Annotated in this window: 20 protein-coding genes; 9 read left to right on the top strand and 11 right to left on the bottom strand. The window is 41.7% G+C overall.

Annotated features, from left to right (window positions below; all coding sequences use genetic code 11):
• The first annotated feature begins 10 nt into the window (after positions 1 to 10).
• A complete protein-coding gene (gene arsB / locus L4C37_RS02890) occupies positions 11 to 1063 on the top strand; it encodes an ACR3 family arsenite efflux transporter (protein WP_137371869.1) in 1053 nt (350 codons plus the stop codon).
• A 169-nt stretch (positions 1064 to 1232) separates the two neighbouring features.
• Here arsB and L4C37_RS02885 read toward each other — a convergent pair whose 3' ends face one another.
• Together L4C37_RS02885 and L4C37_RS02880 are read right to left on the bottom strand one after the other, a co-directional pair.
• Complete coding sequence (locus tag L4C37_RS02885; protein WP_429767807.1) at positions 1233 to 2126, bottom strand: PA4780 family RIO1-like protein kinase; 894 nt, start codon at positions 2124 to 2126, stop codon at positions 1233 to 1235.
• 101 nt (positions 2127 to 2227) lie between these two features.
• Complete coding sequence (locus L4C37_RS02880; protein ID WP_429767806.1) at positions 2228 to 3109, bottom strand: LysR family transcriptional regulator; 882 nt, start codon at positions 3107 to 3109, stop codon at positions 2228 to 2230.
• Positions 3110 to 3235: 126 nt separating this feature from the next.
• Here L4C37_RS02880 and L4C37_RS02875 point away from each other — a divergent pair, with 126 nt between their 5' ends.
• The 5 genes from L4C37_RS02875 (at position 3236) to glpD (ending at position 9336) form a co-directional block, all read left to right on the top strand.
• Entirely contained in the window at positions 3236 to 3667 is a 432-nt protein-coding gene (locus tag L4C37_RS02875) for a PACE efflux transporter (RefSeq protein WP_137371866.1), read from the top strand.
• A gap of 386 nt (positions 3668 to 4053) precedes the next feature.
• On the top strand, positions 4054 to 4914 hold the full coding sequence (locus tag L4C37_RS02870) for an MIP/aquaporin family protein (RefSeq protein WP_137371865.1): 861 nt from the start codon (positions 4054 to 4056) through the stop codon (positions 4912 to 4914).
• A 91-nt stretch (positions 4915 to 5005) separates the two neighbouring features.
• Positions 5006 to 6526 (top strand): glycerol kinase GlpK, encoded by a 1521-nt coding sequence (glpK, locus tag L4C37_RS02865; RefSeq protein WP_137371864.1) that lies wholly within the window; start codon positions 5006 to 5008, stop codon positions 6524 to 6526.
• A 217-nt stretch (positions 6527 to 6743) separates the two neighbouring features.
• Positions 6744 to 7529 (top strand): DeoR/GlpR family transcriptional regulator, encoded by a 786-nt coding sequence (locus L4C37_RS02860; protein ID WP_429767805.1) that lies wholly within the window; start codon positions 6744 to 6746, stop codon positions 7527 to 7529.
• Positions 7530 to 7746: 217 nt separating this feature from the next.
• Positions 7747 to 9336 carry a glycerol-3-phosphate dehydrogenase gene (glpD, locus tag L4C37_RS02855; RefSeq protein WP_429767804.1) on the top strand — a complete coding sequence of 530 codons (1590 nt, stop codon included), beginning with the start codon at positions 7747 to 7749 and terminating at the stop codon, positions 9334 to 9336.
• A gap of 175 nt (positions 9337 to 9511) precedes the next feature.
• Here glpD and L4C37_RS02850 read toward each other — a convergent pair whose 3' ends face one another.
• From L4C37_RS02850 to L4C37_RS02840, 3 genes are all read right to left on the bottom strand, one after another.
• Complete coding sequence (locus L4C37_RS02850; RefSeq protein WP_429767803.1) at positions 9512 to 10096, bottom strand: TetR/AcrR family transcriptional regulator; 585 nt, start codon at positions 10094 to 10096, stop codon at positions 9512 to 9514.
• A 247-nt stretch (positions 10097 to 10343) separates the two neighbouring features.
• Positions 10344 to 10580 carry an HP1242/YdcH family protein gene (locus L4C37_RS02845; protein ID WP_273294107.1) on the bottom strand — a complete coding sequence of 79 codons (237 nt, stop codon included), beginning with the start codon at positions 10578 to 10580 and terminating at the stop codon, positions 10344 to 10346.
• 182 nt (positions 10581 to 10762) lie between these two features.
• Complete coding sequence (locus L4C37_RS02840) at positions 10763 to 11326, bottom strand: YceB family lipoprotein (protein WP_429767887.1); 564 nt, start codon at positions 11324 to 11326, stop codon at positions 10763 to 10765.
• Between the two features lie 447 nt (positions 11327 to 11773).
• Between L4C37_RS02840 and L4C37_RS02835 the strand changes: the two genes are divergently transcribed.
• A complete protein-coding gene (locus L4C37_RS02835) occupies positions 11774 to 12271 on the top strand; it encodes a hypothetical protein (protein WP_273294105.1) in 498 nt (165 codons plus the stop codon).
• A gap of 31 nt (positions 12272 to 12302) precedes the next feature.
• Here L4C37_RS02835 and L4C37_RS02830 read toward each other — a convergent pair whose 3' ends face one another.
• A complete protein-coding gene (locus tag L4C37_RS02830; RefSeq protein WP_429767802.1) occupies positions 12303 to 13169 on the bottom strand; it encodes a helix-turn-helix domain-containing protein in 867 nt (288 codons plus the stop codon).
• Positions 13170 to 13258: 89 nt separating this feature from the next.
• Complete coding sequence (locus L4C37_RS02825; protein WP_429767801.1) at positions 13259 to 14089, bottom strand: GNAT family N-acetyltransferase; 831 nt, start codon at positions 14087 to 14089, stop codon at positions 13259 to 13261.
• 318 nt (positions 14090 to 14407) lie between these two features.
• Here L4C37_RS02825 and L4C37_RS02820 point away from each other — a divergent pair, with 318 nt between their 5' ends.
• Positions 14408 to 14833 carry a universal stress protein gene (locus L4C37_RS02820; protein WP_372265048.1) on the top strand — a complete coding sequence of 142 codons (426 nt, stop codon included), beginning with the start codon at positions 14408 to 14410 and terminating at the stop codon, positions 14831 to 14833.
• Between the two features lie 126 nt (positions 14834 to 14959).
• Positions 14960 to 15886, top strand: a complete 927-nt coding sequence (locus L4C37_RS02815) for a DMT family transporter (RefSeq protein WP_429767800.1) — start codon at positions 14960 to 14962, stop codon at positions 15884 to 15886.
• A gap of 97 nt (positions 15887 to 15983) precedes the next feature.
• Here L4C37_RS02815 and L4C37_RS02810 read toward each other — a convergent pair whose 3' ends face one another.
• The 4 genes from L4C37_RS02810 to L4C37_RS02795 all read right to left on the bottom strand — a co-directional run bounded on the left by L4C37_RS02810 (position 15984) and on the right by L4C37_RS02795 (position 19168).
• Positions 15984 to 16373, bottom strand: a complete 390-nt coding sequence (locus L4C37_RS02810) for a VOC family protein (RefSeq protein ID WP_137371854.1) — start codon at positions 16371 to 16373, stop codon at positions 15984 to 15986.
• Positions 16374 to 16593: 220 nt separating this feature from the next.
• Positions 16594 to 17973 carry a vWA domain-containing protein gene (locus tag L4C37_RS02805; RefSeq protein ID WP_429767799.1) on the bottom strand — a complete coding sequence of 460 codons (1380 nt, stop codon included), beginning with the start codon at positions 17971 to 17973 and terminating at the stop codon, positions 16594 to 16596.
• Positions 17974 to 18098: 125 nt separating this feature from the next.
• Positions 18099 to 18692 (bottom strand): TadE/TadG family type IV pilus assembly protein, encoded by a 594-nt coding sequence (locus L4C37_RS02800; protein WP_273294267.1) that lies wholly within the window; start codon positions 18690 to 18692, stop codon positions 18099 to 18101.
• An 8-nt stretch (positions 18693 to 18700) separates the two neighbouring features.
• Positions 18701 to 19168 carry a TadE/TadG family type IV pilus assembly protein gene (locus L4C37_RS02795; RefSeq protein ID WP_240701694.1) on the bottom strand — a complete coding sequence of 156 codons (468 nt, stop codon included), beginning with the start codon at positions 19166 to 19168 and terminating at the stop codon, positions 18701 to 18703.
• Positions 19169 to 19473 lie beyond the last annotated feature (305 nt).

Raw genomic sequence — 19473 nt, 5'->3', positions numbered from 1 at the left:
GGTAATTGTTATGCAACCAAAACTCGGTTTTTTAGATAGATATTTAACATTGTGGATTTTTGCCGCGATGGGGATTGGAGTATTGCTTGGCATTCTATTTCCACAGATTGAGCAATGGAATGAATCCATGTCTGTTGGCACAACCAACATACCACTCGCGATTGGCTTAATTTTAATGATGTACCCACCTTTGGCTAAAGTGAATTACAGCCTGTTAGGTACCGTAGTTAAAGATAAACAAGCCATCAAATTGTCACTTATCATGAACTGGATTGTTGGCCCGATTTTAATGTTTGTGCTCGCGATTACTTTCCTAGGTGACCACCCAGGTTACATGGTCGGTGTAATACTGATTGGTTTGGCTCGATGTGTGGCGATGGTATTGGTTTGGAATGATATTGGTGGCGGTAACAAAGAATACGGCGCAGCCTTAGTTGCATTGAATAGCGCATTCCAAGTTGTCAGCTACAGCTTCATGGCATGGTTGTTCATTAGCGTTCTTCCACCAGTATTTGGCTATGAAGGCATGATGGTTGATATTTCAATGACCGATATTGCCCACAGTGTGCTTATCTATCTTGGTATTCCATTCCTAGCGGGTTTCTTAAGCCGTAAGATCTTAGTGTCGATGAAAGGTGAGCAATGGTACAACGAGGTATTCATTCCACGTATTTCACCAATAACGTTAATTGCGCTGCTTGCCACTATCGTACTGATGTTTAGCTTGAAAGGTGAAATGATTGTTGAACTGCCAATGGATGTTTTACTCATTGCTGTGCCATTGACCATTTACTTCACGGTGATGTTCTTTATCAGCTTCTTCATTGGTAAAAGAATGGGCATCGCTTACGACAAGAATGCTTCGATTGCTTTCACGGCAACAGGCAATAACTTCGAACTCGCGATTGCAGTCGCCATTTCTGTTTTCGGCATTAATTCAGATCAAGCGTTTGCTGGAGTGATAGGTCCTCTGATTGAAGTACCCGTATTGATTTACTTAGTTAATGTGGCTCTAAAAATGAAAGACAAATACTACCCACAGACGGTAACAACCGAATCATAACTCGTACTCAGCGGCATTAAGGATGTTAAGATAAGCCCTACAAAAAATAGCCGTGCCAGTATAAAACTGACACGGCTATTTTTTATTGTTCACTACGCTTATTTAATCAGATAGAGAAAGATTCGAACTTAAATTCATCAGCAGGCATTCAAAGAAAACAGAAGTAACGTTATTCGTTATTATCTGCCCAGTTAAACTTGCTTTCATCTACCCCTTCTTTCGCCTCTTTAATTCGCTCTCGTCTAAAGCGTTCTTCAGCACGAGCATCGTCAATTTCTTTCATGATAGCGTCAATATCGGCTTCACTATCGAGCTCTTGGAATTCACCAGTCAGTTCTGTCTCTGGCATCAATTCACCTTTTTCATACAGAGCCCACATTTCTTTGGCGTATTCCGTTGTTAATAGCTCTGGTGCAAATTGACCGTAATATTGACGGATATTGTCAACATCTCTCGCTAACATCCATTCGGCGTTATTGTTGGCAGACGCATCAACCGCTTGGGGTAAATCAATAATGACCGGTCCATGCTCATCTACTAACACATTAAATTCAGATAAATCGCCATGAATGATGCCCGCGCAAAGCATCTTCGCGACATAGTCCATCATTGTATTATGGTCTCGCACCGCTTGCTCAGCAGAGATCTCCACGTCATTCAACCTAGGAGCGACATACCCTTCATCATCAGTCACAAGCTCCATAAGCAGAACACCGTCAAAACAGCCAAAAGGTTCTGGTACTCTTACGCCAGCCGCTGCCAGTTTATATAACGCATCCACTTCTGCGCTTTGCCACACTTTTTCCTGCTGTTCTCGACCAAAGCCAGAGCCTTTTTCCATTGCCCTTGCTCGGCGGCTATTACGAACTTTACGACCCTCACGGTAAGCCACAGCTTGCTTAAAGCTGCGCTGGCTTGCCTCCTTGTACACTTTGGCACAACGAATCGTATCACCACAGCGCACAACGTACACTGAAGCCTCTTTGCCACTCATTAACTGGCTTTTCACCTCATCGACTAAACCATCGTCAACTAGAGGCTGTATTCTCTTAGGTATTTTCATAGCATCCTTATACCCTAGTTCTCTGATAGATGTAATCTTAAGCTGTGTTCTGGCTTCTATTAATTCAAAAAAGTCTTCTATTAAACTGGCAAGGTTTTTTATTAATCCAGTAAAGTCTTCAATTTGTCTTCCAACCAAAGCTGAGCAGGCCCTTTCACCTGTAATTTGGAAGTGATGAGATCAACTGGCGGGCTCCAAGCTTTATGATCAAACGAGCTATTAATCTCGACTAACGTTTTGTTCTTAATTTCTACTTCTATCATATGGTGCGGCAAATACGCCCAACCCGCTTTACTATTCAAAACAACGTCTTTGACTGCTCTAAAACTCGTAGACCACCAGAACTTGCCAGCAATAGTCGGGAATTGATCAATAAGCCCGTTATTATGACCTCGTAGCACAAGCTGACGATGCAAAATGAAATCACTCACTTTAGCTTCTTCTAGTTGGGCTAAAGGATGAGATGGATGACAAACAGCATAAAAAGGTAAGTTACCGATAAAGCATGGGTTAGTATCCATATTGAAATTCAAATCAGTAAACATAAGCCCAATGTCCGCACGAGACTCTTCAATTAACCCAATCACATCAGTACTTGATGTAGAGATCAGATCAACTTCTGTGGCAGGAAATGTCTGACTAAATACATCAAGGATCTTCGCTAAAGAAGGTAAGAATAATGCGTCATCAAAAGCGACTCTCACTAACCCTTCTTCATTATTACCTATCGCATTGACCGTCACATTGAGATCTTCTACCTGCAAGACAATGGCTTTAACTTGTTTGAAAAGCTGTTCGCCTTCTTGAGTTAAGGTCGGCTTTCGTGTTGAACGGTCAAATAATTGAACATCGAAATCAATCTCAAGATTACTGATCCCTTGGCTAACGGCTGACTGCACTTTTCCTAGCTTACGTGCGCTGGCAGAAAAAGATCCAAGCTCCACAGCCGCAACAAACATCCTGAGTTGTTCAATGTTATACATCTCACTTACCTTCTTTTTAACCCGCCAAACCATCAGTAATAGTGATGGTTATAATCTTTTTATAATCACAAATAAAGATATTATTATATCCAGACAATCCAGATAAACGAAACAATAGAGAAACGCATGTCACATAAAGAACGAATTTTACACATGGTGCTATTTGAACTTATTGCTTTAGTCATAATGGCAGGGCTAGCAACCTATATTACAGGTAATGGTGCTGGAGAAATGGCGGGCTTGGCACTTGCGATGTCGTTAATCGCAATGGGATGGAATTACCTTTATAACTTGGGTTACGACAAACTGTTCGGCGCAGACCGCACCAAAAGAACAAAATCAGTTAGGGTACTACACGGGCTTGGATTCGAATTAGGATTACTTGTGGTGACCTTGCCAGTGCTGATGTGGGTACTGCAACTTGATTTCTTAACCGTATTTATTATGGATATTGGATTAGTGATTTTCTTTGTACTGTACGCTATTGGATTCAATTGGGCATACGATTCGGTCAGAAACCAATTGGTCGCAAAAGGGAAAGTAGCAGCTCTGGTTTAATCATTTAAGCTCCACGTGACAAGCTCGTAACATTTCAAATGAATATAATGGTTGGTAAATGTTCATTACCAGCCATTTCTCCCTTTAATACGCTCCCCAAGTGTAATTATTCACCACTCATGCAGCAGTATCACAAAACTCCTCCAACCAGTTGTATATTACCGCTCATAAGCGTAGTTTTAGCCCCCATAACAGATTCATTTGGAATAAAACACTTTCAAATGAGCCCCGCCTAATGAGCAAAGTTGCTCTATTTAACAATTAACGCTCCTTTCATTAACAAATTCATGCTCAAACACTCACTTTTAATGTTCGTTTGTTTTCGAATTCGCAAATTTATGCAGAATACACCCTGCTAAATAAGCACAACTAACAAGGACTCGAACATGACAACAAACAAACACCCTTCCTTATTCGGAGAGTGCCTCGCGGAATTTATTGGTACTGGGCTACTAATATTCTTTGGCGTAGGCTGTGTAGCTGCACTGGTTTTAACAGGCGCAACATTTGGGCAGTGGGAAATCAGCATTGTATGGGGCTTTGGTGTCTCTATTGCTATCTACTGTACTGCCGGCGTTTCCGGTGCACATATTAACCCTGCGGTAACCATTGCCTTGGCCATGTTCCACGGCTTTGATAAGGCGAAAGTTGTACCTTACATTATCTCTCAATTACTTGGCGCATTTTGCTCTGCGGCTTTAGTTTACAGCCTCTACAGCAACTTATTTACTGACTACGAAATCGCAAACAACTTCGTTCGTAGCAGTCAAGATGCACTATCAACTGCTGGTATTTTCTCGACATACCCACATGCTTCACTTTCTTTCTTCGGCGCTTTTGCTGTGGAATTCGTGATTACAGCAGTACTGATGTTCGCTATTTTGGCTTTAGGTGATGAGAACAACGGCGCATCACGCGGCGCAATGAACCCATTACTGATTGGTATTTTGATTGCAGTGATCGGTGGCTCACTCGGTCCACTGACTGGTTTCGCTATGAACCCAGCACGTGATTTTGGACCAAAACTCTTCGCTTACTTTGCTGGCTGGGAATTCGCACTCACCGGTGCTCGTGATATTCCATACTTCATCGTACCTATTCTTGCTCCAATTGCTGGTGCGTGTTTCGGTGGCTGGTTGTATCCGAAAGCGATTGCAGCTTACCTACCTGTAGAAGGACAAGGCTGCACAATCCCAAACCAATGTGACACAGAAGAAGAAAAAGAAGCTGAACAAGCTCGAGCTTAAACTTTTGCTATGAGCTGTTAGCTATCGTCTAGAAGCCATAAGCACTCTACATTGACTAAAATATAAATAACGAAACAAAAGGATTCTTACCATGACCGAGCAAAAATACATTGTTGCATTAGACCAAGGCACAACCAGCTCTCGCGCTGTAATCCTCGACCATGATGCAAACGTCGTCAGCTCATCTCAAAGAGAGTTCACACAGATTTACCCGAAAGCGGGCTGGGTTGAGCATGACCCAATGGAAATCTGGGCTACTCAAAGCTCTACGTTAGTTGAAGCATTAGCAAAAACAGGCATTCGCAGTGACGAGCTAGCCGGCATTGGTATTACCAACCAACGTGAAACGACGATTGTATGGAATAAAGAAACGGGTAAGCCTGTTTATAACGCGATTGTGTGGCAATGTCGTCGTACTGCTGACATTTGTGAAGACCTTAAAGCACGCGGTTTAGAAGACTACGTTCGTGATAATACTGGTTTAGTCCTTGACCCGTATTTCTCAGGAACCAAAGTAAAATGGATTCTAGACAACGTGGAAGGTGCTCGCGAAGAAGCAGAAGAAGGTAAATTACTCTTCGGTACTGTGGATACTTGGCTAGTTTGGAAGATGACACAAGGTCGCGTGCATGTAACGGATTACACCAATGCTTCACGTACCATGTTATTTAATATCAATGATTTATGCTGGGATCAAAAGCTACTTGATGAAATGGGTATTCCAGCGTCAATGATGCCTGAAGTAAAACGCTCTTCAGAAGTGTATGGCCAAACGAACTTAGGTGGTAAAGGCGGAACGCGTATTCCAATCGCTGGTATTGCTGGTGACCAACAAGCTGCACTATTCGGTCAAATGTGTGTAGAAGCGGGTCAAGCGAAGAACACTTATGGCACGGGCTGCTTCTTATTGATGAACACTGGCAAAGAAAAAGTGACGTCTAAGAATGGTCTACTGACAACCCTAGCCTGTGGTCCTCAAGGTGAACCTGCTTACGCACTGGAAGGTGCAGTATTCATGGGTGGCGCATCAATCCAGTGGTTACGCGATGAAATGAAGTTACTTGCCGATGCAAAAGATTCTGAATACTTTGCAACAAAAGTGGATTCTTCAAACGGCGTGTACGTAGTTCCTGCATTCACCGGTTTAGGCGCACCATATTGGGATGCTTACGCTCGCGGTACCATTGTTGGCTTAACTCGTGGTGTGAACTCTAACCACATCATCCGAGCAACCTTAGAAGGTATTGCCTACCAAACTCGTGATGTACTAGATGCAATGCAAGCGGACTCTGGTATTAAACTGGCGAACCTTCGTGTTGATGGCGGCGCGGTTGCGAACAACTTCTTAATGCAATTCCAATCTGATGTATTGGACACAGAAGTTCACCGACCTGAAGTAACGGAAGTGACAGCTTTAGGTGCTGCTTACCTTGCAGGTCTTGCTGTTGGCTTCTGGGATAGCATTGATGAGCTACAAAACAAAGCCGTATTGGATCGCACTTTCGAACCGCATCACGACGAAGAAAAACGCGCACGTCGTTACAAAGGCTGGAAGCGAGCAATCAAGTGTGCGCAAACGTGGTCTCAGCTTCACGATGACGACGAAGAATAACTCGATTTCATAAAATGACATCAAAGAGCATCTATTTAGGTGCTCTTTTTACTTATTAGCTCCCAAGTTTTGGTATTTCCGCCCCCTTTTGGGACTTTAAACCATAATTACTGACTTTCGTCACTTCTCTACACTCTCCAATTCGAGCACAATAGCGCGAGTATATATTTTCGAATTTGATGCACTAGAGCTTTTTCTGTGTGCGAAGGAGTGGTAATTGAAACAAATACCAAGACACCAGCAAATTGTTGATCTGGTGAAAACGCAAGGATATGTCAGTACCGACGAGTTAGTAGAAAAATTTGAGGTGAGCCCGCAAACTATTCGTAGAGACCTCAATGAACTGGCCGATAGCAATAAAATCCGCCGTTATCATGGTGGGGCGACCATTCCTCTTAGTTCAGAGAACACCTCATACAATACTCGTAAAGCACTGAACTTTAATGAGAAAGATCTAATAGCCGAAGATTTGGTCAAGCATATTCCTGATGGCGCGACATTATTTGTAGACATAGGCACTACGCCGGAAGCTGTTGCTCGCGCACTGAACAAAAATCATAAACAATTACGCGTTGTCACTAACAACATCAATGTGGCTAGTATTTTGTTTCCCAATCCTGAAATCAAAGTCATTCTTGCCGGGGGTGAAGTCCGCAGTCACGATGGTGGAATTGTAGGGGAAGCAACTTTAGATTTTGTTAAACAATTCAGTCTTGATTTCGGAATTTTAGGTGTCAGTGGTATCGACTTTGATGGCTCACTGCTTGATTTTGATTACCATGAAGTACGAGTGAAACAAGCCATCATAGATAATAGCCGCAGCATTTTCCTTGCGGTTGACCATACAAAATTTGGGCGCAACGCGATGGTTAAGTTGGGTCACATCACTCAAGCTCACATGGTGTTTACTAACCAACAGCCACCACAAGAAATTCTCAGCATTCTCAATGAGTCATCGATTCCTTTAGAAGTCATCGAAACAGGTAACATGCCCTCAAGATAAACCGAAAATCCATAAAGGAATTCGATGATAGGAGTGTTTACTTCTATACTCAGTAAAATCTAATTAAACCTCTTCTTATTTATAAGTAGAGGTTTTTTTATGCTCAAATCACAGAAAACGCTCATAAACGAAAATAAAAAGTGACCAAAAACGAAAGTTCATATAGGATTTGTTTATGTTCTAAAATGCTCGTTCGCTCACGAAGGAATCATAAATTATGAGTGCTCAACAAAATAATTCAAAAAATAGCCAATCCTCCACTTTAGATTTAATCGTGATCGGTGGCGGCATTAATGGCGCAGGTATCGCAGCTGACGCTGCAGGTCGAGGTCTTAATGTTGGTTTGTATGAAGCCAATGACTTCGCATCAGCGACGTCCTCTGCCAGCTCTAAACTTATCCATGGCGGCTTACGCTACCTAGAACATTATGAGTTCCGTTTAGTTTCCGAAGCACTCGCTGAACGTGAAGTGCTATTAAGAAAAGCACCGCATGTTGCTCAACCTATGCGTTTTCGTTTACCTCATCGCCCATTTTTACGCCCAGCGTGGATGATCCGCTGTGGCTTATTCCTTTACGATAATTTAGGTAAACGTACGACTCTTCCTGGCAGTAAAACGGTGAACTTAGCAAAATCAGGGCTACTCAAACCGGAAATGAAAACTGGCTTCGAGTATTCAGATTGTTGGGTCGACGATGCGCGTATGGTGCTTCTCAATGTGTTAGCTGCAAAAGAAAACAACGCAGAAGTTCGTAACTACTGTCGCGTAGAGAAAGCCCATCGTGAAGGTGATATTTGGCATGTAACGATTCATGATGTCGTGACGGATGAGCGCTTTGAACGTAAAGCAAAAGCGTTAGTAAATGCAGCAGGACCTTGGGTGAAGCAGTTCTTTGACGATGGTTTAGAGCAAGAATCACCACGTAATATTCGCTTAATCAAAGGCTCACACATTGTCGTTCCACGAATTCACAACGAACCACAAGCCTATATCTTGCAAAATAAAGACAACCGCATTGTTTTTATGATCCCGTATCTAGATAAGTTTTCTATTATCGGAACCACCGATCTAGAGTACAAAGGCGACCCTCGTGAAGTGGCTATTTCTGATGATGAAGTGGATTACTTAGTCGATATCGTTAATCAACATTTTGTCGAACAGTTAACTCGTGAAGATGTAGTGTGGACCTACAGCGGTGTAAGGCCACTGTGTGATGATGAATCTGACTCTCCACAAGCGATTACTCGCGACTACACACTAGAATTAGATGCAGAACTTGACCAAGCACCGCTGCTTTCTGTCTTCGGTGGGAAACTAACTACTTACCGTAAATTAGGTGAAGCAGCGCTTAAAAAGCTGAGCCCATACCTTTCAAATATGGGGGCTCCATGGACAGCAAATGACACGCTACCGGGCGGTAACTTTAGCTGTAGCCGTGAGCAACTCGCTGACATGATTCATTCAAAATATGAGTGGATGTCTGAAGCTTTACTGCTGCGTTACGTTACCCAATTTGGCACGTTAACGTGGAATTTACTGGAGGGCGTGAGCACCCCAGAAGACTTAGGCATTGCTTTTTCAGATGAAGCAAATGGCGTGTACCAAATCGAAGTTGATTACCTGATCAACCAAGAGATGGCTGTAACAGATGAAGATATTCTATGGCGCCGTACGAAATTAGGGCTGTACCTTAATGCATCTGAGCAAGAGGCAATTTCTCAATACGTGAAAGACAAAAGTGCAAAGGATGTAAGCGTACAAACAAAAGACCCAAAAAAGGTCGTGGAGTTTTCACAAGTAGGGTAACAATCAACAACGTCTGAATTAACGTTAAACAAATTCATCCACTAATGGCTGAATTTCAATACAAAAAGACCACGCATTTATACGTGGTCTTTTCTATATGTGATTCTAAATAGTGGCGACAGCTAAACAGCTCAGTATGAATAACCTAGATAAAAATATGAGAGTTTGATTGGCCTCAAAATGGGTGATATTTAAAAATATCGTCAATCATGTCATTGAGCAGCGCTTGGCCTTTATTGGCTCGTGCGTAAGTTCTTAAACCCATAATCTGAATCTGAACATGCCTTGCTAGCTGCTGTGGGTCTTTATCTTGAGAAACTTCACCTTGCTCTTGTGCAAGTTCAATAACTTGTAAAAAGGCATTTTCCATTACCCCTAACAAACGCTGAGCTTCTGCCAATACTTCCGAATTATCTTCAGTTAATTCAGATATGGTTTTCGCCAACATGCACATACCGCTTGGTGCCGTTGCTGATTTATCGATTATGGTATGACGAACAAATAACTTTAATGCTTGCAGTGGCGAGCCTGATTCTTGTTGGCATTGAGCTAAATGCGCTAAGCCCATATCCGCGTATTTCGCTAACGCTTCTTTGAACAAACCTTCCTTACTGCCAAAGCTTGCATAAATACTGCCAGGCCTCATATCGATTACATCTTGAAGGTTACGCATCGAGGTGCCATGAAAGCCTTTTTCCCAATACAAGTTGGTCGCTTTTTGGATAACCTCTTCGCGATCAAATTTTGCTATATTCGCCATTGTTCTACCACTTAGTAAATATGAACATCTGTTCAATTTTATCGACTCTTATTATAAAGATCCACACCCATTTATTATCTGCCAAGTCTACACCCTACTTACTTGGCATAAGTCAGTATAAATATAGGTATGGCTGAGTGGATTACTTTAAAAAAGAAAAAGCCTCATAATGAGGCTTTTCAATTTGGTGTTTACTTAACCGAAACCAGTAATCTGTTATAACGGTTTAATAGAAGTTTAGGGCAATTTAGCCCACTAAACGTTGATGTAGTGAATCTTTAAGCACCGCTCTATCATGCTTCAATTGATGCATTTCACCGTCATCAATTGGAGAGCCATCTAGCTCAAGTTTACGTATTTCTTTATCAAGCTCGTCATATTTCGCCATGTCATTTGCAAACACTTCATCTGCTTTTACCAAACTCGTAATTGCATCTTTCATTTCTGGAAATTCGCTTAGAAGAGAGTGATTTTCACCTAGCATAGAGACCCCTTTGATCGATAAATAAAACCTATTGATTGCTTATGCAAGCCTTCAGTGATTTACCATAGCAATTGCCATATTGAACAAATGAGATCTAGGGCACAGCATGAAATAAAGGTCATATGGCAAGGGAATTACCGAGTATTTAACTCTGAATACGAATGGTGAGGTCCTTAAGTTTTTTAGTCAAACAGTTCAATAACAAGCTGATTATTTCTAATGACTAAATTAGGTTCTGCTGTTTTAATTAGCGCTTCTTGAACCTTAGCGCCATCCAATTTATAAACAGGGTGCTGAGATAAAGCTTGCCCTATCATCGCAACGGCTGGCTTTAATAAAGTTTTCACTTCAGGCGTCAAGCTCTGGCTATGCTCTTCCAGTTTTTCAAGTCTTAATGATTTAAGAAACACTTCCCCTGTTTCTTGATTGTATTCAGGAATAGCACTAAATTCGATGTCTAAATCTAGCCCCATATTAGGTGCACTCAGCACTTGAACCAATGCATTTGTACTGGCAAAAACAGAAATTCGCTCTGCCTCTTCACGCCCAATTTTAACGTTGATGTCTTCTACCGATACTCGAGCATACATAACATTTTGAACACCAACCGACTGTTCAAGACTGACATTATCTCGCAGGTATTGGGTCATATCACTTTCCGTAATGTTGTAGCTTACACATCCGCCCAGCGCTAAAGCCGAAAACAATACTAATGTTGATCGACACGCTTTAAAAAATTTCACCATAGTTCTTATCATCTACACCACTCTTTATGTTATTCGCTATGCATGCACTAAAGCTAAGCAATATAGATGGAGTGACCCATCAAGCATATCAGGCGTTAAAGGCTCTGAACTTTGGTTACAATTCAAAGCTAATGCATAGCCATGAAGATAGCCCACCAGCAGATCTAACGCTCGTTTTTTGTTTCATCATTTAAAGATAGCAGGCTTAATACATGATCAAAACGCTCACTAAAGACATCTGAAGGCCCCAATGCTTCCATCTTTAATACTGGAGACTTTCAGCTACAAAGCTCTACAACTTATCTAGACGCGATTGTGCAGAGTCACTTTATTCGTAAGCGTTATTAGTTGAGCAAGAATGATTAAAACTTGATTTCCCTCTACCTCACCCTACTCTAAAGTAGTATCATTTATGGCACTTCATTCTAAATATACATTTGAAAGCACATGAGACTTTTAGTAGATAAAACCGGCGAGCAGTTTTTACAGATACTGGATGAATTAGGCGACGTTATCACCGTCCAATTCATTAGTAATGAAGGGGTTCGTAAAGGCAAACCTTTTACTGATTCTATGGCTGGGCTATTTCTTACTGGATGGAAGCCTCGCGCCACTTCAACTGCGATTGGTCTAGAGCGCTTCAAACAAGGTAAACTGGAAGATCCAAAAGTTAGCTTCGCTTTACATCAGCTTTATCCTTTGGGTAGAGACGTAAAACTGCCGAATGGAGAAGTCGCCACCATCGCAAGTTACGCGAATACTCACGCCGATGGCTACTATATGTATGTTCGTATCGACACTGAATTGAAGCACTTCAAAATAACCCCTGAATGGGTATTACTGCCTTCTCAAGTACTTTTGGCTTTACCTTTCTATCCTGCACCGAAAACCCAGCAGGAAATAGATAATATTGATGAGTTTGATTCATGGGCGGGTGGGTTTTAAGACGAATGCATACAGCTTAAATGCTATGTCACTAGTCGCTAGAATGATGGCGAGCCAATGACTGGGTTTCGACACCACCATAAACATCAATCGTAAAGTCTCTTTGCTTGGCATAGTTTTGAGGTGTTAGCCCAATTTGCTTTTTTAAATGACGAATCAAATGAGGCTGGTCGCTAAAACCAAACAAATACGCCACTTCCACCCAATCAATATCTTTCAAATCTCGTTGATAAAGGTATTCCAACATCGCTTCAAGTTTTTGCATGGTATGGCACTGTTTAAGAGTTAATCCAGTGACTCGGCTAAAACTTCTTTCTAGCGTTCTTTGAGAACAAAACAAAGCCTCTCCCAACTCCGAGATTTGTCTATCAGCTAATAAAGGCAATACCTTACGAGTCAGTTCACTGTGCTTATCTTCTGAGGCTTTGTTAACCCAAGGCAACAAGGCTTGATCTAACATTTTGCCGCATTCTTCAGGATGGTTTAGAGCCAAATGAATCATCGCATCTTCTGTCATTTGGCAATGGTTCAGCAATGCTTGTAGGCTTTGAGCATATACATTATCTAGCTGTGGATGAGCACAATCTGGCACTTCCAAAGAATATAGCGCCCCAATTTTAAATTTAATACCAAGGTGAACAAACGGCTTAGAATGATCAAGCTGCAACGTTTCACGGTAGGGAAATAGCCAATGGCTACCTAAGCCATCAAGTAAAGCCGACTTTGCTTGATAGTGGTAAGGCTGGTTTGAAGGCGAAATAATAAAATGAGCGTTGGATTCCGGATTCAACTTAGGAAAGGCATGGCTATCGCTGTCTGGCTGCTTTTCTATCAGCCAGTAGCATTCTACGTATTTCGCAATTTGAGAGGAGCGTGGAGGTTGTATCCAACTGATCATGAGAAATTATGCCTTCCGTTGTTTATATCCGTGTTTAACGAGAAAATTGTTTAGCAATAAAAAAATTTAACGGGAGAGCATTGAACGAGTTATGACTGATCAAACTCAAATTGAACAATGCGGTTTTGAGATCGCATACCCACTCGGCTAATGGCTCTTTGCGCCCCAATATTACACATTTCTGTCGAACAAATCGGGGTTAATTGCTTACTTAACGCGTGTTGAACCAAGTGCTCAAGGACACCTGTTGCAATGCCTTTACCACGTTCAGATTCAGCAACAATCATACCTAAATCAGCAAATTCTTTTTGAATATCCTCAAAGAATCGGCATTCTCCTGTCGCAATCAATTGACCTTCCACCCAGTAGCCCCAAAGCTCATCACGTTGAATTAGATTTGCAAAGTAGCCAGACAGCCATTCTTTAGGTGCACCAATGGCATTTACCGCAAAATCGACATAATCATTTAACTGTTCAGGCGCAGCAAGCTGCATTGGCAAAGCTTCATTTGTTTTATGTTCTTGAGTTTTTAATGCTTGATCGAATCTATACATCTTGGCATTCACGTTAAATGACAACGAATTATCAAGAGTTAACGCCATGTATTGCGTTTCTGCTGTACTGACAAATGCACCGCTTAACGTGCCAATCTCAGAACTATTACCTTGAGCGATCAAAGTAAACAGCTCCGAAGCTTGAGCTGTCGCAATAGGGGAAAGGTAAAATTGCAGCAGATAGTTTTCACTATTCACCACGCAATAACCCACCAGCAAGTTGTCTTCATAAAAGCCAAAGTGATCCGACATTGGAACAAACCCGAAGTGCCACATGCCATCTAAAGGAGCGGTTGCCTCAGCAAAATACGCAGCTTTTAGTTCACCGAGTTCAGTGATTGATTCAATTTTTTTAATATCCAGCATCGTAATATTCCTCACGTACATTCTTATTTATGTACGTTTTCTACGTACACTTTTATTCAGCTTTCACCCGAAGGTTTCGATACGGAGAATAGTAAACACTTTCCCTTTTTGTAGATTGAACAAAAACGACAACCGAGCTTTTTATCGGTATTCATTAAGTCGCAGGGCATGATTTGTTCATGCCCTTCTTCATAGGCACACAACAAAAATAATCTCTCTGAAAAAAGTAAGATTCACTCTAATTTGAGACCTCCTTACCAATAAAATAGCCCCATAAACACTATGCTTATATGAGCATAAGCAACAAGAGGGCACGCTATGGAATATAGACACATACTTGTCGCGCTTGAGCTTTCAGAAGAAAGTCATGTGCTGATAGAAAGAGCGAAATTTTTAGCAGAACTACTCGATGCTAGAGTTTCTTTTATTCATATTGATGGATCGCACGGAGAGATATACCCAGACCTGATTAACTTACAAACGACAGAAGGCTTAGCGCCATTAAACACCCATTCAATTAAGCAACTGAGAGATTTTGAAGCCGCTATAGACTACCCAGTGAGTAACATATTAGTGGGAACGGGGGATTTAGCCGATAAACTTGCAGAAACGATAATGGATAATAACTTTGATTTATTAATTTGTGGTCATCACCACGATTTTTGGAGCCGAATTATTTCTTACTCTAAACACCTTATCAATAAATCTCCTATCGACATTCTAGTGATACCAATAGAGTCTTAGATGATAAATTACATTAAGAGTTACACCACTTAGCCAGAAGAGCATTTCACTCTGCTGGCTTTTTTATGCATTGACCCGTCAACTAGTGTAGGCTTTAGGCTCTTCCTCTAACTACATGAGGTCGATATGTCTAACTTAAAAACATTCTTGGTTCCAACCCCTTTCACATCTTATTTTCATTCCTTATCTGATCCAACCAAAGGCATTACGCTAGCTTTAAATTCTAATGCGCTGTTTATTTTAGTGGGCGTGATTGTTAGAGATTTGAGCCAAACTATCGATATTTTCCAAATACTACTATTCAGACAACTGGTCTTTGTGGCGCTTTTGGTGCCATCCATCGTCAGTAGTTGGCAAGCGATGACTCATCCGAAAATGCCCATGATGCATGCAATGCGAGTAACAGGCGCATTCATCGCATTGTATTTCAGCTTCCTGACCGTCAGTAATATCCCGTTTGCAGATGCCACGGCATTAGGCTTTATGAAAGTACTTTTCGTTGCCATTATTTCACGTTCATTTCTGTCGGAAACCGTTGGAACGCAGAGAATTATCACGATCATTATAGGGTTCATAGGAGTGCTTCTAGTAGTACAGCCTACGATGGACAGTAACTCGTTGTTTTATATAGGGACGGGCTTAGTGGCGGCATTAGGCGCGGCTGTAGCTGTGATCTGCGTGAGGAAAATGTCGGTTGTTGAGAGCAAAGTCGTTGTACTCGCATACCAAGCTATTTTTGTAGGATTAGTCACCCTAATTCCAAGTATTTTGGCGTGGCAATGGCCAACCATCACTGAACTGACATTACTTGTGTTGGTTGGCGTGATTTCATCAATTGGTCAGTGGTTTGGCGTAACTGCTTATAAATGGGGGGAAGCGAATGTCGTTTCTAACGTGGAATACTCTCAGATGATTTATTCCATGTTACTCGGCTACTTTCTGTTTTCAGAGTTACCAAATACACTGGCACTTGGAGGCGCTGTCATCATTATAATCAGCGCACTGATTCCGTTCGTGTTCCGCAAAACATTAAAAAATCGCCTTTCAAAATAGTACGAATTACGCGCTCAAGATTGTCTGAGCTTTATTATCTTGAGCGCACGAATAGAAGGATTAATTAGGAAGTAAAAGACTCACAATGAAAGTTTGATTAAGCCGTCAATTCCAGTCGATTGCCATCTGGATCAAACACGCAACTTTCATAGTAGCCGTCACCAGTGCGTCTCGGGCCGTCAATCTTCTCATATCCATCTTCCACTAAGCGTACTGTGAGCTCATCTACCGCTTCTTCTGAGCCTAAAGAAATCGCCATATGGATAAAACCGGTGAACTGTTCATATCGGTCGTCTTGAGACTGAGGAATAGAAGGCATTTCCATGATCTCTAAACGGCTACCGCTCTCGAAAGACAAGAAGTAAGAGGAGAACTTCTTCTTAGGATTAAAGTATTTATCGTTGGCTGTGGCATTAAAGTATTTGATGTAGAAATCTTTTAATGTTTCAAGTTGGTTGGTCCAAATCGCGATATGTTCAATTTTCATTCTCAAGTATTCCCATTAATTTCGAGACTGTTCGTTTCAGTACTGATGGTTTTCAGTACCGAACAATTCAATACAGATAGGTTAATGGGAAATAGAGGAACAAAAAACAGAACATAACTTGGTAATTATGTTCCGATTTTATTTTGTGCAAATTCGTAAGTTAGCGAAAGCTGGTTTATTCCTCACGGCAGCTTTCACTCGCCTCATGACGTAACCCTCGCTACATAGTTAAACGGATAATCACATCCAGCATTTGATCAAAGCATGGACCTAGCGCTTCTTCATCAACAGCATGGCAATACACCCCTTCTAACTGATCCGATTTATAATCACTGGCGAGATCAGCATCATCCAACATTGCAGGATCATTTGCCATTCTCAGAAGAAGATCTTCCCCATACTCACCATCAGGTCCTGAGGTCGAAGTTAACGATGATCCGAGCCCAAGCGTGAACACATAAGTACCTTCTAGCCTTGCGGCTTCAGCCATGTCTTCCACCAAATTACGCGCGACTCGATTCACTCTGGTAAAAAGCTGGCTGGTACTGTGGGTTGTGTACTGTGTTACGGGTCTCACCGTGTGGCTTGGATTCAATACTTTAAACTCAGCTTCATCTTCATCATGCGGGTTATAATGGTCAGGCAATTCTTCCAAGTCCGTGTAAATAGAACTACCAGAATACCCATCCCCAGATAGTCTTGTTGCCATCGAGTCATGCCGCCACAGTCCATAAGGGGTGCCGCTGCTTTCATCGTTAGTACGAATTGCACCCGCGTAGGTATTACCATCAGAAAACTCAAAATGAGAGGCGAATGTATTTGGTGCGCCATCCGTAAAAAATACGATGACCTTTAAGTTCGCAGGATTAGAAACATTTCTCATCTCATCAAGCGCACGGTACATCCCCTCAGATGCATTAGTATATTGAGCGTTCCAAAAGCTCCCAAAGCTGAACGCATCTATTGCGGTGGTGATATCGGATCTGCTGTGACCTCTTGCGTCAGTAAACTCAACTGGGACTTGCGCCCCGAAGGCAAATTTAACTAATGAAATACGGTCGAAGCTTTCATGAAAATTTTCTACAAATGATTTCGATCGCTCCACCACATCTTGGGTGACATCGCCAATGCTGCCGTAACGTAGAGAAGTGGTGTTATCAATGACTAAGACCAAATCTACAGGTCGCCGAACAGACTGAGCTTCAACATGCGATTCAAAGCTATCAAAACCTAGTATTCCTAAAAACAGGTTCTGCACTTCTACTGTGGCGTCAATATCGATTGAAATATTGCCAAACTCATCATACCCATAGTTCACATTATTTAAGGTAGCGGTACTTTTATGAAAATCAGCGGGCATATTTGCGGAAAAATATCGGTTGGCGGCTTCTCGCCCTGCATCTTCACCATTTGCGACCGCCCTTGCAGCCGCAATACTTGCCGCATCGACTGCAGAGAACAGCTTCGCTTTTACTAAGAAAGTACGACCGGTATCCACAGCTAAACCAATAACGGCAAGTAAAAGTGGTAACGTAAGAATGGTCAGTACTGCGACTAACCCTTTTGAACGTTTCCATTTTATTGGAGGTAACTTCTTCATAACCAGTACCTTCTATAAGCCCGTAACTTTATGAACCAGTGTCTTCTAATAAGCCAGAAGCTCTTATGACCTGTAGCTTCATGAACCTGTCGCTTTATGACCTATATCTTTACGACCTGTAAATTCTATAAATAAGTGGTATCAGTTATTGAAACACCACTTTCTAAGAAGAAGCTGAAAGCCGGGTTGTATTCATACAAAACTTCAACAACGTAGACAGATTCCCCTTCCCCTAAATCAATCGCAAAGTTAGATAAAGTAGGCAGATTATCTTCATCCAACTCACATTGATCGTCGCTATCCCAATTGGCACAATCACCCCATGTTCCACTGTCCACGGAGTAACCAAAATCATCCCATCGGTGTTGGCTACTTACATAAGGATCATCATCATCTTGACCAACAACCAAAGTGATATAGATATTTCCGTCCGCACTCAAATCTAATGGAGAGCTTGTACTAGCAACAATATCCATAATGTCTTGTGGAGTTTCAGTGCTACTCCTAGAAATGATATTCGCCCCTTCTCTACTCACACTTATGATTAGATAGTTCGCCTGAATCATTTGAATTAATTCAATCAACCCGACAAGAATCAGTAACAAAACAGGGCTAACAATAACGGTTTCAACCGCCGCAAAACCACGCTGTTTTGAGTAAACAGATTTGAGGTGACTGGCTTGGGAATGAGCTAAAGAAGAGGAAAAGTGATTAGACATAAGTACACCTAAAACAGCTCGTTTTTCATCGCGGCGCTGACCGTGAATTTGTAAGTACCATCGTCAACAAAAGGTAATATATAAGGGCTCGATGTTGCCCACTCACAATCTAAGTGGATTGCGATAAGATCACCAGGGCCACCAAAGCCTGTTACCGCATTACCATCAAGATCTTCAACACGTATTTCATCGACTTCGATAACTTGTGAGAACAAGCCGTTTGATGAGTTAGTCATTTTTTGGATGATTGCCGCTTCTCGGTTACTAGAAGCATCTGGGTCTAGCCCTGACTGACCTGTCACTGCATATCGCGCCCCTTCTCTCACAGCATTTTGCATGGTGAGTTTGACGTAACCGTACATACCTATATCAATGATCGTTAGGATAAGAGTTAAGAAAAAAGCAACGACCGCGGTAAATTCAATCACGGCAATACCGCTCTGTTTATCCTTATTGGCTACGGCAACTTTTCTTATGGGTGTGCTCTTCGCAGTGATACTTCCCACTGTTTGACTTTGTGACGTGTATTTGAGGTTTGAGGCAGCGGTAAAAGGCTCTTTATAGAGAACCAACGGTTGCTCAATTAAAGAGTCATACTTCTTAGCAAGATAAACTTTGGGGGGGTTGAAAAGGGCTTTCATAATCAAGTCATCACCCGTACTTTTAATTACACACAAACTCATGCAAATAAGTTATTGATGACACTTCTATAGATTAGATCTGGTGGTTTTACTAATGCAATTTACTTAATTATCAAAAGTGAGACAGTTAAGGATTTTAA

Origin of the sequence: Vibrio kagoshimensis (genome assembly GCF_050337535.1) — a bacterium.
In the GTDB taxonomy this organism is placed as follows: Bacteria; Pseudomonadota; Gammaproteobacteria; order Enterobacterales; family Vibrionaceae; genus Vibrio; species Vibrio gallaecicus.
Note: the sequence above shows the minus strand (reverse complement) of the source record. Positions and strands in the feature narration are given on the sequence as shown.

Coding starts and splice junctions, on each gene's coding strand:
- L4C37_RS02880 (WP_429767806.1), bottom strand. CDS start 3,109: ATGTATAACATTGAACAACTCAGGATGTTTGTTGCGGCTGTGGAGCTT.
- L4C37_RS02850 (WP_429767803.1), bottom strand. CDS start 10,096: ATGGCGAATATAGCAAAATTTGATCGCGAAGAGGTTATCCAAAAAGCG.
- L4C37_RS02830 (WP_429767802.1), bottom strand. CDS start 13,169: ATGATCAGTTGGATACAACCTCCACGCTCCTCTCAAATTGCGAAATAC.
- L4C37_RS02800 (WP_273294267.1), bottom strand. CDS start 18,692: ATGTCTAATCACTTTTCCTCTTCTTTAGCTCATTCCCAAGCCAGTCAC.
- L4C37_RS02820 (WP_372265048.1), top strand. CDS start 14,408: ATGGAATATAGACACATACTTGTCGCGCTTGAGCTTTCAGAAGAAAGT.
- L4C37_RS02825 (WP_429767801.1), bottom strand. CDS start 14,089: ATGCTGGATATTAAAAAAATTGAATCAATCACTGAACTCGGTGAACTA.
- glpK (WP_137371864.1), top strand. CDS start 5,006: ATGACCGAGCAAAAATACATTGTTGCATTAGACCAAGGCACAACCAGC.
- L4C37_RS02845 (WP_273294107.1), bottom strand. CDS start 10,580: ATGCTAGGTGAAAATCACTCTCTTCTAAGCGAATTTCCAGAAATGAAA.
- L4C37_RS02815 (WP_429767800.1), top strand. CDS start 14,960: ATGTCTAACTTAAAAACATTCTTGGTTCCAACCCCTTTCACATCTTAT.
- glpD (WP_429767804.1), top strand. CDS start 7,747: ATGAGTGCTCAACAAAATAATTCAAAAAATAGCCAATCCTCCACTTTA.
- L4C37_RS02840 (WP_429767887.1), bottom strand. CDS start 11,326: ATGGTGAAATTTTTTAAAGCGTGTCGATCAACATTAGTATTGTTTTCG.
- L4C37_RS02810 (WP_137371854.1), bottom strand. CDS start 16,373: ATGAAAATTGAACATATCGCGATTTGGACCAACCAACTTGAAACATTA.
- L4C37_RS02870 (WP_137371865.1), top strand. CDS start 4,054: ATGACAACAAACAAACACCCTTCCTTATTCGGAGAGTGCCTCGCGGAA.
- L4C37_RS02885 (WP_429767807.1), bottom strand. CDS start 2,126: ATGAAAATACCTAAGAGAATACAGCCTCTAGTTGACGATGGTTTAGTC.
- arsB (WP_137371869.1), top strand. CDS start 11: ATGCAACCAAAACTCGGTTTTTTAGATAGATATTTAACATTGTGGATT.
- L4C37_RS02805 (WP_429767799.1), bottom strand. CDS start 17,973: ATGAAGAAGTTACCTCCAATAAAATGGAAACGTTCAAAAGGGTTAGTC.
- L4C37_RS02835 (WP_273294105.1), top strand. CDS start 11,774: ATGAGACTTTTAGTAGATAAAACCGGCGAGCAGTTTTTACAGATACTG.
- L4C37_RS02875 (WP_137371866.1), top strand. CDS start 3,236: ATGTCACATAAAGAACGAATTTTACACATGGTGCTATTTGAACTTATT.